This is a genomic window from Dapis brunnea BLCC-M229 (genome assembly GCF_050015995.1).
Taxonomy (GTDB): domain Bacteria; phylum Cyanobacteriota; class Cyanobacteriia; order Cyanobacteriales; family Microcoleaceae; genus Trichodesmium.
Genome location: NZ_JBNHEP010000109.1, coordinates 22,899 through 39,419 on the forward strand (window position 1 = coordinate 22,899; position 16,521 = coordinate 39,419).

Annotated in this window: 16 protein-coding genes and 1 pseudogene; 3 read left to right on the forward strand and 14 right to left on the reverse strand. The window is 33.4% G+C overall.

Translation table 11 applies throughout. The features are described 5' to 3' along the window. Positions 1–644: 644 nt before the first annotated feature. The 10 genes from ACP6PM_RS13750 to egtD all read right to left on the reverse strand — a co-directional run bounded on the left by ACP6PM_RS13750 (position 645) and on the right by egtD (position 9,212). Positions 645–1,421, reverse strand: coding sequence for a class I SAM-dependent methyltransferase (locus ACP6PM_RS13750; RefSeq protein ID WP_426585479.1), 777 nt, complete (start codon positions 1,419–1,421; stop codon positions 645–647). A 9-nt stretch (positions 1,422–1,430) separates the two neighbouring features. Next, entirely contained in the window at positions 1,431–1,556 is a 126-nt protein-coding gene (locus tag ACP6PM_RS13755; protein WP_426585480.1) for a hypothetical protein, read from the reverse strand. A 23-nt stretch (positions 1,557–1,579) separates the two neighbouring features. Then, a complete protein-coding gene (locus ACP6PM_RS13760) occupies positions 1,580–1,894 on the reverse strand; it encodes a hypothetical protein (protein WP_426585482.1) in 315 nt (104 codons plus the stop codon). 553 nt (positions 1,895–2,447) lie between these two features. Then, a complete protein-coding gene (locus ACP6PM_RS13765; RefSeq protein ID WP_426585484.1) occupies positions 2,448–2,738 on the reverse strand; it encodes a hypothetical protein in 291 nt (96 codons plus the stop codon). 226 nt (positions 2,739–2,964) lie between these two features. Next, the gene (locus ACP6PM_RS13770) at positions 2,965–3,459 is read right to left on the reverse strand and encodes a DUF427 domain-containing protein (RefSeq protein WP_426585486.1); all 495 of its coding nucleotides are present in this window, start codon (positions 3,457–3,459) and stop codon (positions 2,965–2,967) included. Between the two features lie 563 nt (positions 3,460–4,022). After that, complete coding sequence (locus ACP6PM_RS13775) at positions 4,023–4,757, reverse strand: 2OG-Fe(II) oxygenase (RefSeq protein WP_426585488.1); 735 nt, start codon at positions 4,755–4,757, stop codon at positions 4,023–4,025. Between the two features lie 128 nt (positions 4,758–4,885). Beyond that, positions 4,886–5,242: a formyltransferase family protein gene (locus tag ACP6PM_RS13780; protein ID WP_426585489.1), complete on the reverse strand. Its 357-nt coding sequence runs from the start codon at positions 5,240–5,242 to the stop codon at positions 4,886–4,888. Positions 5,243–5,733: 491 nt separating this feature from the next. Then, entirely contained in the window at positions 5,734–6,297 is a 564-nt protein-coding gene (locus ACP6PM_RS13785) for a phytochelatin synthase family protein (protein ID WP_426585491.1), read from the reverse strand. Then, positions 6,297–7,664 (reverse strand): 5-histidylcysteine sulfoxide synthase, encoded by a 1,368-nt coding sequence (gene ovoA / locus ACP6PM_RS13790; RefSeq protein ID WP_426585493.1) that lies wholly within the window; start codon positions 7,662–7,664, stop codon positions 6,297–6,299. The genes ACP6PM_RS13785 and ovoA overlap by 1 nt, the downstream gene beginning before the upstream one ends. A gap of 573 nt (positions 7,665–8,237) precedes the next feature. Beyond that, positions 8,238–9,212: an L-histidine N(alpha)-methyltransferase gene (egtD, locus tag ACP6PM_RS13795; RefSeq protein WP_426585495.1), complete on the reverse strand. Its 975-nt coding sequence runs from the start codon at positions 9,210–9,212 to the stop codon at positions 8,238–8,240. Between the two features lie 1,178 nt (positions 9,213–10,390). Between egtD and ACP6PM_RS13800 the strand changes: the two genes are divergently transcribed. After that, the gene (locus ACP6PM_RS13800; RefSeq protein WP_426585497.1) at positions 10,391–11,728 is read left to right on the forward strand and encodes a protein kinase domain-containing protein; all 1,338 of its coding nucleotides are present in this window, start codon (positions 10,391–10,393) and stop codon (positions 11,726–11,728) included. A 314-nt stretch (positions 11,729–12,042) separates the two neighbouring features. On the opposite strand, the gene ACP6PM_RS13805 is transcribed toward ACP6PM_RS13800, so the two are convergent. Continuing rightward, a complete protein-coding gene (locus ACP6PM_RS13805; RefSeq protein ID WP_472847520.1) occupies positions 12,043–12,492 on the reverse strand; it encodes an RDD family protein in 450 nt (149 codons plus the stop codon). 50 nt (positions 12,493–12,542) lie between these two features. Continuing rightward, positions 12,543–12,713: a hypothetical protein gene (locus ACP6PM_RS13810; RefSeq protein ID WP_426585499.1), complete on the reverse strand. Its 171-nt coding sequence runs from the start codon at positions 12,711–12,713 to the stop codon at positions 12,543–12,545. A 93-nt stretch (positions 12,714–12,806) separates the two neighbouring features. Here ACP6PM_RS13810 and ACP6PM_RS13815 point away from each other — a divergent pair, with 93 nt between their 5' ends. Further along, entirely contained in the window at positions 12,807–13,463 is a 657-nt protein-coding gene (locus ACP6PM_RS13815) for an RNA-guided endonuclease InsQ/TnpB family protein (RefSeq protein ID WP_426585501.1), read from the forward strand. 220 nt (positions 13,464–13,683) lie between these two features. Further along, positions 13,684–14,376, forward strand: a pseudogene (locus tag ACP6PM_RS13820) (RNA-guided endonuclease InsQ/TnpB family protein); the annotation flags it as partial. Here ACP6PM_RS13820 and ACP6PM_RS13825 read toward each other — a convergent pair. After that, on the reverse strand, positions 14,360–14,560 hold the full coding sequence (locus ACP6PM_RS13825; RefSeq protein WP_426585502.1) for a 4-Cys prefix domain-containing protein: 201 nt from the start codon (positions 14,558–14,560) through the stop codon (positions 14,360–14,362). The pseudogene ACP6PM_RS13820 and the gene ACP6PM_RS13825 sit on opposite strands and share 17 nt — an antisense overlap. A gap of 69 nt (positions 14,561–14,629) precedes the next feature. Next, on the reverse strand, positions 14,630–16,480 hold the full coding sequence (locus ACP6PM_RS13830; protein WP_426585504.1) for an aspartate kinase: 1,851 nt from the start codon (positions 16,478–16,480) through the stop codon (positions 14,630–14,632). Positions 16,481–16,521 lie beyond the last annotated feature (41 nt).

Sequence of the window (16,521 nt, forward strand, 5' to 3'; positions counted from 1 at the left end):
TAATTATTGTTGTAGCGATAGAAAGACTTTATCCTCAATAGTTAGGTTGGGTAGGTTTAGCTTCTGTTTATTTTTAGCTTTTTGGGTAGAACAGCAAATATGGTTAGTAGGTTTAGGGTTAATTCTTGTTGGTTTAATTTGGCATAGTTTAATTCATAGATTGATTACTGATTAGATTCAGAATTTTTCCTGAGTTCCGTTCTTAGAAATCTACAATAATCTGTTTTGAATCTTAGTAGCATAAAATAGATAATTATGTTCTAGTGAATAAATATATAGACCCATAATGTTCAGATTTTTAAGTGCTGAATTCCCTGGCAGGAAGTGCGATAAAATGACTAAATCAATATCAAAAACTAGGAATTTTTCCTAGTCTAATGGGGGGAAAATGTAGAAAAATTAATAGTCAAACCATTGCAAGAGTGCCTATTCTCTATTCTCTATTCCCTATCCTCACCCATAAAATTTTTCAGCAAGCTCTAATTAGAGATTATTATAGGTAATACCAGATTATAGACAACGCTTAAAAACTCTTTTTTTGTATCCTATCCGCTGGTATGGTTTGTGTAAAGCAAACTGTGAATATCTACAGGAAATTTAAGTTTTTTCTGACTTTTAAGCCTTCTTCCCTCTCTCCTAGATAACTAAAATATTCCTCCTTCTTCCTTCTTCTCTGTTTCTTCTTCCTTATGGTTTTGAAAATAATAAAAGCTTATAGAACTTGGAATCATAATTTCTCCACTCTCCAACTTTTGGGAATTAGTTCTAAAATAATCCAGTAATACTTGTAATTGGGAAGGAGAAAAATATGTCGTATTAGCACCAACTATAAAATCTAGTAAATGTTTAGCCAACTGAGAATCTTTCTGAAAACATTTTGTAATATTTACTGGAGATTCTATAATTTTTTGATGAACAGAAATATTATGTTCAGAAAAAAATTTATCTAAATCGTCACTAAAAAGCATTGACCTTTGATAAAGTCGCTGATTTACATAGTAAGGAGGTTCCCTTAATTCTGTTTTGACAGCTATTACAATAATTGCTATCCCTTCTTCTCCAAGAAGTTTGTAAATTTTCTGAAAGGAGGATTCAATTTCTGAAAAATAGTAAAATGAATGAATTAACAATACTATGTCGAAACTTTGGGATGATTCAAATTTTTCCAATTCAACTGGATGAATTTTAAACCTAAATTTATCTGGTTGAATTGTCCTAAGTTCCTGACACCATTCTTCTGTTTTTAGACATTTTAATTTTTTGGGATCTATTCCAACAAAATGAATAGATTTGTTCAACTCAATCAGCTTTGTCAAAAAAGGTTTCTCAAAAATTCCACTGCCACAACCTATACTAAGGATAGTGTAACTTTCTTGTGAAGACTTATATTTTTCTATGGCCTGAAATGTAGCTTCAATCATTATCTCTTGTTAATTATGCTGACTGCGATAAGCAATTAGTCCTTCCATATATTCTTGCTCATTAGGTTTGACTAGCTTGAGTTTTGGGTCTGATATTAAATTAGCGATCGCCGATTTTTGTGAACTATTTATCATTATTTCTTCTCTTCCTTGTATTGCTAAATATTGCTAGCTTTTTCAATAATAACCAAATCAACTATCTGCTCAAATTTGTATTGATTAGTTTCTGGCTCGAAACACTCTTGTAATATAGGTTCAAAAAAATTAAATAGATCTAATGTATCATCTAAAACACATTTTCTTAAATATATTTCAAGTATATTTTTACTTTCAAAACTTATACTGTGGGAAAAATACAATCTAATATTTTCATAATTTATTTCTAATCTATCCAAAATCTGTTTGTATTCTTCAGATTTTAAAAAATATGTATACTTTCTTCCTTCTGGATAATAGCTAATACCATTTATCAAAAATCTTGCTATATTTGATTAGGTGGGGGAGTGTGGAGAGTGTGGGATGTGGGGGTAGAGACGTTGCATACAACCTCCCTACAAAATAGGAATAATTAACATTAACTAGCTAATAATTAAGGAATAAGTTATTTTTCTGTATTAATTATTTAATAACTGAAGTTTTACCCAAGTATAGCATTAATGCATGGGAATTGGTATAAGATAAAAATCATATAAGTTGTGGTAATAAGATTTTTCAGCAGGTTGATAAATTAAAAACTTACCATTATCACCTAATAAATTTAAACAATAAAGATAGACATCTGCCATTCTATTTTTATCAACAGTATAAAGAGAATGAATTGCCCATATATAGCATTTCTCAAATTGGTGAGATACACAAATTTTCGATTTTAGGCAACAGCGAATAGGGAATAAGGAATAGAAAAAAATACTGTACCTCATTAATATGATAACTGCTATAATATCGTAGCAATTAGTTGAAAAAACTAATTGCTGAATATTTTCTGTCGCAGATAAGTAGGTTTTATTTGTACTAAAATGCTGAAAACTATAGACTGTATTCTGAAATGTCGAGTAAATCTGCTAATAAATGAATATCCCCATCGATTTTTTTGTCTAATAAACTAGGAAACTTAGCAGTACCACATCCTACATCTAGAAGCTTGAGTTGATTTTTAGCAAATGTTTTAAATAGATTATTAAATGAATATTCTTCTATTAATTTTTCGTAATCTATCTGAGCTACTTGAAACCATGAATCTAGGTCTAGCTTTTCTGCTTGATAGTAAGATTTTGAAAGATCGGAATTATCAGTTATTGAGCTAATATTATTTTTCATTTTGTAGTGGTAAATAAGTAATGATATCAAATCCATTCTTTTCGGAGTAATATAATTCCGTCGATCGTCAATTTTTAATTACTTATATTTTCATTATTTACCGAAAAATTTTGGTTTAAAGCCTCCCCTTTTAAGGGGATAATAAATAAAAATTTTCATGATTAGTGAATCCTCTTCTTTTCAAGGAGAGGTAATTATTAATTATTCATTATTAATTATTAATTATTTACCAACCTCTTGTACCAGGCTCACCTTTAAATGGTCCGACAATATCAGAAGTAATCCATCCTCCGTAAAGATTACCAGCTTGAGGCTTTACTAACTCATCATTAACATAACAAGCGTCCATTAAATTAGCATAGAAACTATAATATCCTTTTATGGCGAGAAAAGTAGGAGTTGGCTCTAAATATTGCCAAACTGGATGATTTACATATTTATCCTTTACTGAAACATCGAAATAGGAAGCGTAACCTTTCCACTCACAAAAAGTTTTTCTAGGATTAGAAATTAAATACTCTACTTTAACATCTTCAGGTGGGATGTAATAACAAGGAGGATGGCTAGTTTCTAATACTCTTTTTGCTTTATTTGTTTCTGCCAAAACTACATTATTAAATATGACTCGAATAGATTTATCTGTATCTTCTAAACGAGGTGGACGTGGATAATCCCAAACTGATTCTTGACCTGGTTTGGGTGGAATTGGATTTGGTCTCATTTTCAATAATCTCCTAATTTTAATATACCTAAACTATAGCAATCCGCCCATAGGTCGCGGGTAATCAAAAAGTAAATAAAAAAACTGAAACTCTTACCTGTTCCCTGTTCTCTGTTCCCTAAAAAGTAGTAAGATTTTTGACAGGAATAAAATAGGATTGCTATATTAGACATCTCCGGAAAATAAATAAACCTTTTAGTTATATTAGCTAAAGAAAAAAAAGTCACCAGAAAAAATTCTTTTTTCTGCCTTTTTCGTAAAAATATCTTACCTGTTCCCTATTCCCTACTATGCCCAAAAAATCTATATCTTTTTCGGAGAGGTCTATTATATTTTGCCATTTTGAAAGCAGGATATTACAAATTATATACCTAAAGTTATAGAGAATCAAAAATAGAGAAAAATTATAGATTTTTTAGATTGACTTATCTATATTAGGACTTACGCAGTACAAGGTATTTTCGTCATTGCGACCGACAGGGAAGCAATCTCAAATCCTAGTTTTTCGTACCTCATGGGTAAGTCCTGTATATTTAACTTTCGTTTGAGTGAGTCTTACCTAATTAAGAGTAATTTGGATCTGTATTTAATACCTCTTCTGAACTATATAAATAAGTATTTAGTTGGTCTTTAACTACAAAATTAGCATTAGGTAAATCGTAAGCCATAACAATATTAATTCGCTCAGTTGCTTCTGTGACTGGACGAACGCTATGTAGACATTTATCGCCCGCCATAACTAATAGTAGACCTGGTTGAGGTTTAATAATAATTTGTTTTCCAAAGGTGTGACGAAAAAAGCTTAATTGTTGTACCCGATCTATCACACTCTGAAATCTAGAAAATTTAGCTTTTGGTAAGATAATTCTATAGTTGGGATAAAATTCAATTTCTCCTCCATCAACTTTGTTCAAATATAAAAGAGCTGTAATAGCATTTCGGTCATAATGCCAGCGATATGTTCCTCCTTTTTCAGTAATATTAATATTGCACCCTACTTGAATATCTTTTAAAGGAAAAAGTTGTCTATTTGTTAGGTTGTTAATAACTTTATTTACCGTTTTGTATAGTTTTTGAATTTCTGGAATCTGAGACTGAATTATTTTTCCATTTATAACAAAATAACTTAAGGGTATGGGTTTAATATTGCGATAAATTTTAGGAATAGAGTTTTTCTGGCGATAATCGGTAATTAGTTGTAACAAGGAATCGCATTCTGTCTGAGAAAGAAAATTTTCCTGCAAAAAGTATCCTGCTATTTGAAATTCTTCTGAGGATGTAATTTGAGAGTATTTCATGTTAATTTATCTAGCAATTTTTCCATTTTGTAGAATTGCATTAATGGTAAGAAAATTTTTGGAGTAATCTTGTAAACTTATCACCCCAATTAAACAATTAAACAAAAGTTTCAGCATCAGGATATTCATTAATATTGGTGTAGAAAAGGGTAACTTCCTCTTAAGTCCCAAATGGAATTAAAGCGAAACAGATCGACAATTCTTTCTATTCTAATGATTGAACCTGTATCTACCCCTTCATCAACATAATGTATAGTTACGCCTGCAGCTTGTCTAAACTGATTAATATTTTTATTAATTGCCATATTCTCAATAGCGTACATTCCTTGAGCATAAGGTAGAACGGCTGTATGACAATTAAACATTTGATGTTTAGTTATTTCTAACCACCAAAGTTTAAGTATTTGAGTGACAAAAACAAAAATATATACTGGGGAATTTTCAGCCACTTCAATTAACCAATTATTGGCATATTCTCCATTCAAATTATCCCTAATAAAAATGGTTTTAGAATGCTAAGTAGTAGAATACTGAGATACACCATATAGCTCTATCATTGATCTTTACTGTCTTATCTAAACCAGCATACAAATCAATTAATAATTCATACATTTCATCAGTCAAATGTTTTTGACCAAAGTATTTTTGATGAAAAGTTTTCCTCTCTTTGGCTACTCTGTTTGATTAAACCTCCTCTTTAACTAATATTCCTTGAAATTCTGGCATTTTTACAAAAGCTTCAATCTACTTAGATACCAGATAAGAACAAATAATAGTTGGGTCAGTTAATAGGTAAAACTTTTTCTGAGTCATAACTTCTGTTAGTCTATAATTATGCTGAAATTTATTATTCTTCCCTTAACTATAGCAATCCGCTTAAATAGGATTGCTATATTATTAAACCAGCATATTGATAAAAATTGAGAGGGAATCAGTTAAGGTAATATTTTAATGATTCCATCCCAACTGAATAATTTTAGTTGTGATTCTTGCGCAAAATAATCATCCCACGAGAACGCTCACTTGCAGAATCTTTATCCACACAGGCTTTATACATCCGCTCTATTGGACATTTCCAAAAACGAGTATATCGCTTAGGATTTGTATCTGCGACCGTAATTTCCTGAGAATCAGGATTATAGTCTGCCACCAGAGAAAAATGTCCTCCTTCTAGGTTAGGGTTATCGTGAGCTATTTTAGTATTGAAGTTAAGAATGTGAATATCATCTGGATCTGAAACCGCTTTTTGCAAAGATTCTACAAACTCCTCTATCGTCATAGATGGATTATCAAAGTATTCCATACTAACCGTAAGTGGTAAGTTAGTATTTTCAACATATTGTAAGCAGGTATCGTATGTTTCAGCTAATGTCATGCCATCATCTAAAACCGAAGCAATAGGTAATTTGGTGACATAGAAAATATCGTCGATCGTTACGGAAAAGCCTAATGCAGTCATAGCATAGGCAACAGCTGTAACGTTACAACAACGAATCGGCTGTTGAAATGCTGTTAGTTTAATGTTGTCAAGGTCTCTCATTAATGTATATACTCCAACTTTGTTTGAACAACCCGAAAACCAGCATGTTGATAAAAATTCGGACGGAACCAATTACGATAATATTTTAATGCTTCTGTACCGCTAGTTATCCAACATCCTCCTAACATCATATTATGTTTAGTATCAAAAAATGGAGCCGAATAATCTTGATATAGTTGATGAGTTTTATATCCCGAAAGAGGGTTTAGATTATCATTCAACCATTCCCAAACATTACCCCGTAAATCATATAATCCCGATCCATTTTTTGCAGTTTCTAAGAAACCAACTGGAGAAGGAGAACCAAATTTTAAATTTAGATTGTAATTATCTGCCTCTACTTCTTTACCATTTTCATAAGTTGCAAAATTATATTCAGCTTCAGTCATTAACCGAATATTTTTACCTCTCCAACTACAATAAGCCATTGCTTCATAATGATTAACTTCTACAGGCCAATCTAAAGGTAATTCCATTTCATCAAACATGGCTCGATATCTATATATAGATGTACCATTTTCAGCTATCCAAAATTTTGGATGTTTGATATTATTTTCAGTTTTCCAATGCCAAGATTCTGGAGTCCAATAATCTTGATTTTCGTAACCACCAGTCTTGACAAATTCTAAAAATTCTGCATTAGTAATTAAATATTTACTAGCGACAAAAGGTGCAACTTCAACTTGCCGATCGCCATATTCAATATCCCAACCAAAAGTAGGATAATCTTGTGGTTTGCCCAGTTTGACTATTCCACCAGAAACTTCTATCATTTCATTTTTAACTATCTCACCATTAGTAGGAGCATATTCCCAATTACTAGGGTGTCTTAGTTTTTCTACAGGTAGTTGCCGAAACAACATTGAGGAAGTTTCGATATGAATGCGTTGATGTTCGATACCCATCATTAATGCCCACAAAGGATGATTTTGATGGATGGGGAGATTTAGAGGAGTTTTCTCAATCAGGTCTATAATGATTTGATAGACTTTTTCTCGATACTGCCAAACATCTTCAAGTTTAGGCCAATTAATGTGAGCGATCGCTTGGTCTAACTCTTCTGGTTTTTTTGGGTCTACTCCTAATTCAAATAATATTTCGTAGTTTGAGTTAATACGTTTTTCTAATAATTCTACGTGAATTAATTTATTGATGTAGAAAACTGCTGAATGTCCGAGATAAAAAATTAGAGGATTTCTCAAAGGATCGGGATTGAAATAAAATGTTTCTTCTCCCACTAAACTATTCATCAAAATATCTTCAAGTTGCCAAGTATTCTCAAAATATTCAAGGATATCTTGGCGTAGATTACTGTTAGTATGACAACTATTAAGTTTTGGTGGAGTAGTAGATTTTATCGTATTCATCGTGTTAGAAACGGGAAAAAATTTAATCGGTAATTTTTGCAATACATAGCTCTACGCGCAAGTCAAAAGTCAAAAATATTCTCTGACTGAGTTTGAGCATTTATAAATTTCCTAACCTATTTGCGTAGTGCTATATTTAATTTAATATTTAGAGACTTAGCAAGTATATATTTAGGTATTAGGAGTCAGCATTCAACTTTTTTTTGAATTGCGAAAACACATTGGCTTTTGTAAAAATTGAATTCTTAGTAGTCATACTCAACTTTTTTTGTGAATTACGAAAACATATTTTTATGGATAGCTAAGGTTAGTTGATGTACTTTAATCCATAGTTCAAAATGGGATTTCAGTCTCTCAAAACTGCCAGAGGAATTCATTTTCTCAGCAGCTAATGGCTGAAATATGACGACTGTTGGGGCAGCATTACGCAGGAAATGCTTACCAAAAAATTAAGGTATAAAGCCTCTCCATTCATGGAGAAAAAGCGGTGGGAGGTAATTATTAATTATTAATTGTTAATTATTAATTATTGAACATACTTCTTTCTTTTTTATTATTTCTTCTTCCTTCAAGTTAAGCTTGGCAAAGAATTAATCCAAACCACTTTTTAGGGTCTGTCCAAACTTTCTTAAGTTTCAACTCTTTCGCCTCAAGTTTTGTTTGTAAAATTCCCAAATCAAATTTGCGAGAAATTTCAGTCATAATACTTTCCCCTGCCTGAAAATTTACTTTTAAATCTAGAGTTTCCAAAGAAAATGTCACATTTTCTTGGCAATAGAGACGCATTTCTATTTGAGATTCAGCTTGATTGTAAATCGCTTTATGATTAAATACATCCAGATCAAAATTTCCTTGGAAACGCCAATTCAAATGGGATAACATATTCAAATTAAAAGCAGCCGTAACTCCTTCACTGTCGTTATAAGCAGGTTCTAAAATTTCTTGAGATTTGTCTAAATCAATCCCTAGTAAGAAATAATTTCCTGGCTGTAAACTTCTAGTAACTTTAGTCAATAAGTTATCAAATTCTTGTGGAGAAAAATTGCCAGCAGAACTTCCGAGAAAACAAATTGTTCTTAATGCTTTAGGAGTTGACTCTAGATACGCTAAAGTTTGTTGGTAAGTTCCTAATAATCCCTGAATAGAGAAATATGGATATTTTTCTTGTAGCTCTAAGACGCTAGTTTTAAGTATTCCTCCACTCACATCAGTCGGTATATATGTAAACGAATTACCTATTTTTTGATAAGCATCTAATAATAAACGAGTTTTAGTAGAACTGCCACTACCTAATTCTACTAATTCCCTACTACCAGTTAGTTCGGAAATTTCATTAGCATATTCTTTGAGAATTGAAGTTTCTGTACGAGTCGGATAATATTCAGGTAATGCACAGATTTGTTCAAATAATTCAGAGCCATAATCGTCATAAAAATATTTTGGGGGTAAAGTCTTGGGATTTTTAGTTAATCCAGCAATTACATCTTGTCCATCATTTTTGACAGCTTGATAGCTATCATTGAGAATTTTCACAAGTTGTGGGGGCATTGTTTTCTTCCTGCATAAGAGTGGACAGTCAAGAGTTTTTTGTTAACAAATTATGGACAAAAAATTTGTTATCATAAAATTATTCTGGCAAGAATTTTAGTATAAATTTTGCTGGGAGTAAATAAACAGATAATTAAATTAATAAGTCCCACCTTAACCTTCTTCTGTGAGCTGATTTGTAAACTTAGCTAAAAGTCTTATATTTATTACCTAGCTTTTAATAATTTGGCGCTGACTGGACAATAACTCGCAAACTCTAAGTATAGCAAGGAATTAAGCTTATTAATATTTACTTAATAAATCAGCTCTGTAACTCTCTGAAATAAGCAGGTAATAAAAAAGCCAGATTATACCAAGCAGGATAAATCTTTGCTACAAATAGCTAGGGAATTTTTTAGGAGTCAGGAGTCAGAATGAATAGATTCGATACCATTTCTTAGTTTATAACTTATCTTATTAGTCAAAGGAACATCTCCTGTAAACTATTTTGATCGCCCTGATGATTCATAACATTATGTTTTCAAACTTGGTATTATCCATCAAGAAAAAGACCAAAAAATAAAGTAATTGTCAGGCTAAAGCATTGATACATAATAAATGGTATAATCTACCTCTCCAAAAAGTAAATAATACCAATTTGATAAATGTTTATTACAAATGGTAGAAGTAAGTAAGAAGTAAGAAGGAAAAAGGAATAAGGCTTTAGTTATCTAGGAGAGAAGGAGTAAATATAAAAAAAAAAGATTAAAATGATAGATAAAGCTATCTAAAATAAATTGCATCGGCTATTTTTAAACATCTCCGCTCGAGATGTACCTTTTTGTAGCATTCTTTGTTCAAAATTGTATAAGCTTTTTTCTCACTCGCACTTGAGCAACCTTGTACCTAAAATTAAATTCTTTTGTATTCCTGACTCTCTCAATCTTTTTTCATAGCTAATTTCATAGCTAATTAGTGTGAAGATATCTTGCATAAGTGTCTCTTGTGTACTTAGTGCAAAAAGTATGTTCTTTTTCACTCCAAGGTTCAATATATATATTATGCAGATTCGATGGCTGATAACAGTTAAAGCTACCAGGATATCATCTTCCACTCAGACTTTCGTAGTATTCACAGAAGATAATTTATAAGATAATTAATATAACCAATCCAGAAAATATTAAAGTTGTAATTATCTTATGTCTGCTCAAGTCAAACTGACTATTATTCAAGGAAGTCTGATCGGCAAAGAATTTATATTTGAAGAAAGAACTATCTGTATTATCGGTCGTCATAAAGACTGTAATCCTAGACTACCAAGCGATCAACAACATCGTACTATTTCTCGTTATCATTGCATACTTGATATTAATCCTCCAGATGTGCGAGTGCGTGATTTTGGCAGTAGAAATGGCACTTATGTTAATGGTAAAAAAATTGGGCAACGTCAACCACACCATACCCCTGAAGCAGCAGCAAAAATTCAGTTTCCTGAATATGATTTAAAATCAGGAGACAAAATTCAATTGGGTAAAACTATTTTTCAGGTGAGTATTGAAGCTGAAACAGAGATGCCACCAGAGATGCTTTCTATACCAAAAAATTCTCAGGCAGAAACTGTTGAATTATCTGTGTCTCCGCCAAGATTAGGAAGTAATAATCTGATGACAATTCCTGGGTATAGAACAATTAAATTATTAGGTAAAGGTGGTTGTGGAGAAGTTTATTTAGCCAGAAATAATTCCACTCAAAAATTAATAGCTTTAAAAACAATGTTGCCAGAATTTGCTACCCATCCTCAGGCTATAAATCGTTTTGTCAGAGAAATAGAAAATACTAAAGCTTTAAATCATAAGAATGTTGTACAATTGAAAGATTATAGTTATAGCGATCGCCAATTTTTTTTTACTTTAGAATATTGCAATGGTGGTAGTATTTTGAATTTGTTGGAGCGTTGTGGTTATCGATTATCTATTAATATGGCAGTGCCAATTATTCTACAAGCTTTAGATGGTTTAGAATATGCTCATAATGCAGAAATTCCTTATGTTAAAAAAGCAGATGGTAGTTTTGGTAAAGGGAAAGGTTTGGTTCACCGGGATATTAAACCAGCTAATATTTTTTTGAGTAATATAAATACTTCAACAGTGGTGAAAATAGCAGATTATGGGTTAGCCAAAGCTTTTGATTTAGCTGGTTTAAGTGGGCAAACAATTACGGGAAATAAAGGGGGTACTTTTCCGTTTATGCCAAGACAACAGATGATTGATTTTAAATATGTAAAACCGGAAGTAGATGTTTGGGCAATAGCAGCAACTTTATATAATATGTTAACTGGTGTATATCCCCGTGATTTTGTTGGTAAAGACCCAATTTTGACTGTATTGCAAACTAAACCTGTACCGATTAGAAAGAGAAATATTGCTATTCCTCAATCATTGGCAGAAGTAATTGATTTAGCATTAATTGATGAACCAGAAATTTATTTTAAAACTGCTAAAGAATTTAAGCACGCATTATTAGGTAGTGATTTTTAGGGAAGGAAGAAGGAAGAAGGAAGAGGGAAGAAGGAGGAGGGAAAAAGGAGGAAGAAGGAAGGAGGAAGAAAAGTACATGAATATATAGATAGATACCTTATGAGTTTTGGTCTTATCTGAACCGCAGGGAAGGAAGAAGGAGGAAGGAAGAAGCAGGAAGGAGTAAGGAGGAAAGAAAGTACATGAGTTTATAGATCGATACCTTATGAATTTTAGTCTTATCTGTTTGCGCAGCATTCCGTAGGAAACCGTATTGTTATATAACCGGATTGTATGTAAAATCTGAATTTTTAATTTTAACTTTTAACTTTTAACTATGGCTTTTTTTTAACAACTAAAGTACCAGCTATCCTGTCATGTAATCCTTGCTTTTTTTTGGTAAAAGCTGCCATGATAAACCCAATTAGCAGAGTTATTAACGAAATTTTTTTGGCGAAATACCTTCTATTAGCACGACCAAATGATATGGTATTTCCATTTAAGTCTGTGACGACAATTCCCATGATTTTTTTCCAAAAAGTTGTTTTTATTGGTAAACTTTCAAGTCGCGTAAAATAAAACCATTTTAATATAGTAATGAATAATATAAACGTTAGAAATTTTATAGATTCAAATAATAAAGGTATAAAAAATCCACCAAAAAAATAAGAGTTCAAAATAATACCGAAAATTCCTGTGGTTATATATAAAGATACCCAATCTATCAAAGATATAAAAAAATATATTGAATAGTCATTGAAAATTATTGTACCTAATAACACCATTGGAATTATCAGAATAATATTATCTAAAGCCCTAAAAGGGGGACTTTTAATTATTCAACAAACATTCTTTTTTGTTCAGTCTGTTCAACAACAACTTCTGGCAAACTATCAATCAATTCTTCTACTACTTGAGTCATTGTTTTCCCTTTCACTCTTGCGTATAATCTCAACTTATCCATTCTTTCATCATTCATCCGTAATCTTAATTGATTATTTTTCATATTTATCCCTAATGTGTAACCGTTTATATTATAAGAGACAGATAGCAAAAGCGCTACGCGGTCAAAAAGTAGGGAATTTATGGACAACAAAACATGAAAGCAAGGTACAAGTATAGATGTTATCCAAATCTAATACAACAAGTACAATTAGCCAAACTGTTTGGTTGTTGTAGAGTAGTTTGGAACGATGCTTTAAGTCATTGTATTCAGGAATTTAAAACCAACAAGCAAAAGCCTAGCAATTCAGACTTGCAAAAAGTATTTATTACTCAAGCTAAAAAAACAATTGAGAGAAGCTGGTTAGCAGAAGTTTCTAACATTCCATTGCAACAATCCTTAAATGATTTGCATCAAGCATATCAAAATTTTTTCAATTCAGTCACAGGTAAACGTAAAGGAGCAAAAATTAGACTCCCAAGATTTAAAAAGCGTAGGTCAAAGCAAACTGCTAGATTTAGAAAAGGAGGATTTAAGATTGGTCAAGATAAAGTTGATCTAACCAAGATTGGAAAACTTAAAGCACATTGGTCAAGATCTTTACCATCTGAACCTAGTTCAGTAACAATAATTAAGGATAGTGCTGGCAGATATTTTCTGAGTTTTGTTGTAGAAACATCTGCTGAAATATTACCTAAAACTGATAATTCTATTGGCATTGATTTAGGTATTTCAACTTTTGCTACTCTATCTAATGGTGAAAAGATTTTTGCCCCTAAACCTCTCAAAAATAATCTTAGAGACTGTTTGTAAAGGAAATATAAAAAGGATATAGGGAACAGGGAACAGGGAACAGGGAATAGGGAATAGGTATGGAGGGAGGAAGAAATCAAGACAACTATTTGTAAGTTAAAAATCTGGGAATATATGTACCTTTAAACCTCTGGTATCTAGGAAATTTCAATCTCTTGAAGTACTACCGCTTTTAGATTTTAGTCATTATTTGCTCTGTTAAGACTTATTTTACAAACAGTCTCTTAAGAAATTAGCTAAGTTTCAACGTAAATTGGCCCATACTGAAAAAGGCAGCAAGCGTAGAGAAAAAGCTAGATTAAGAGTTGCAAAGTTAAACGCAAAAATCAAGGATATTAGAACTGATTTTCTACACAAGCTATCGACTAAGTTATCCAAACAATACGATGAAATTGTACTAGAAGACCTTAACGTTTCTGGTATGATTAAGAATCGTAAATTATCTAAAGCTATTTCAGATTTAGGTTGGAAGCAATTCAGAACTTTAACAGAAAATAAATGTGAAAAGTACGGCAGAGAATTTCGTGTTATTGATAGATGGGAACCTACTTCTCAGAAATGTTCAGTTTGTGGCTTTAAAGGAGGTAAGAAAGAGTTAAATGTAAGAGAATGGACTTGCTTAAATTGTGGTACAGTTCACGACCGGGATGTAAATGCTGCTATCAATATTCTAGAAGCAGGTCAATCTGTAGTAGAAACAGTAGAACCTCAACTGATAACCAAAGTTGAAAAAACTGTTGAACTAGAAACCCCAATTCAATTGAGCCTTTTCAATATAGTCGCCGACGGACCGCCGGAGACTCAACAAAAACGGACACGGAGCAAGCGTCAGACTGGTCGTAAAAAGCCAGCAGCCAGCAATGATGTGTCAACCCGCCCTGAGTCATTCAAGCAACTTAGTTTGTTTGATTGATGGATGGGAATCTCTTGTGCTTTAGCCAAGAGAGGATGTCAAAAAATAAAGGAGTGCCACTATTTTGAGGATTAGAACATTCAGGATTTATGCAATAGCTTATAACAGATTGCTGAATGGTACATAATGAATTAATACATAATACCTTAAAAAAGCGAGTAGGTAGGGACGTTGCATGCAACATCCGTACAGTCTAGTAGGGTGCGTTAATGAAATGTAACGCACCCTACTGGATTTTTGATTTTTCAGTCCCTTAAGCTGGAACTTTAACCACCTCATTTCCAGACAAACCAAAAGCTTTATGAATAGCTTGCAATGCTTTCACGCCATCCTCTTCTTTTACCACACAACTAATTTTAATTTCTGAAGTTGCAATCATCAAAATATTGATTTTACTTGCTGCCAATGCTTCAAACATCTGTGCTGCTACCCCTGGATGAGCAATCATTCCTGAACCGACCACACTCACTTTGGCAATAGCACTCTCTAAAACTACTTCTCCCCAACCAAACTCTAATGCTGCATTTGCCAAAATTTGATATGCAGTTTCTCCCTCTGGTTGAGAGACAGTAAAAGCAATATCACGAGTCAAAACTCCATCCACACTATGACAACGTTGGGATTGAATAATCATATCTAAACTAATATTCTGCTCTGCCAACAAACCAGATATTTTGGCTGCCATTCCTGGGCGATCGGGAATGTGACGCACCGCTAGTCTTGCTTGCTTCATGTCTAAAGCAACTGCTCGCACTGGTGGGGGAACTTCTTCCGACGACTCAGTAGTGGCGATTCGCGTTTGCGTAGCATTCCGCAGGAAATCGCCACTACTAGAAATATCTGCAACATCTACATCAAATGCTTGACACAAAGAATTAACTGCCTTTTCACAGTCTTCTGCATCAACCACACAACTGACTTTAACTTCCGAAGTCGAAATCATTACTATATTTATTCCTGCTGCTGCCAAAGTTTCAAACATTTTGGCTGCTACTCGCGGTCGCCCGATCATTCCCGCACCCACAAGACTGACTTTAGCAATAGGTCGCTCTTCTATTTTGACTTCTGGTTCGCCCAAACTAGGGTCAGAATTTTTGCCTAAAGCAGGTAGTATGGCATCCGCTACTGCTGCTGCTTGTTTCAAAGTATCTTTCCCGACGGTAAAGGCAATATCATTAGTATTGCTTTCGTGAATAGATTGAATAATTAAATCTACATCTATATTTTGTACCGCAATACCAGAAAATAATTGGGCTGCCACACCAGGGCGATCGGGAACGCGCAACATGGAAATTCCTGCTTGGTTAGTGTCATATTCTATGGCGTCTACGGGTTTGGTTAATTCTAAATCTTGCAAAGCGCGACGTTTGGGTATTGCCGAAACTACGCGAGTACCTGGTGCGTCGCTCCAACTGGATAAGACTACTAATGGCATTCCATAATTTCGAGCAATTTCGACTGCCCTAGGATGTAGCACTTTTGCACCGAGACTTGCCAACTCCAACATTTCATCACAGGTAATTTCTGACATTAACTGCGCTTCGGGTACTATCCGGGGGTCGGTTGTCAATATTCCTGGTACATCTGTATATATTTCGCACTTTTCTGCTTGGAGTGCTGCTGCTAAAGCGACTGCCGAAGTATCCGAACCGCCTCTACCTAATGTTGTAATTTCCTGGTGGCGAGTCTGACTAATGCCTTGGAAACCTGCAACAACTACAACTTCTCCTAATTGCAGATGTTCTTGTATACGTTCGGTTTGAATATGTAAAATGCGGGCGCGAGAATGTTCGGCTTCTGTGACTATTCCTACCTGCGCTCCGGTGAGGGAAATAGCTGGCACTCCCAACTCTTGTAAGGCCATGCTCATTAGAGCAATGGTAACCTGTTCGCCTGTGGATAGTAGCATATCCATTTCTCGACGACTGGGGTTGGATGAGATTTCGTTTGCTAGTTTGACTAAACCATCTGTGGTTTTTCCCATCGCCGATACGACTACTACGACTGAGCGATCGCTGGCTGTTTTAGCAATACGTTGGGCCACTGCTTTGATTCTTTCTGCAGACCCGACTGATGTGCCACCGTATTTTTGGACTATTAGCATATTGATTTGAGAATTAGACTATATAGATAACATCGTATTGA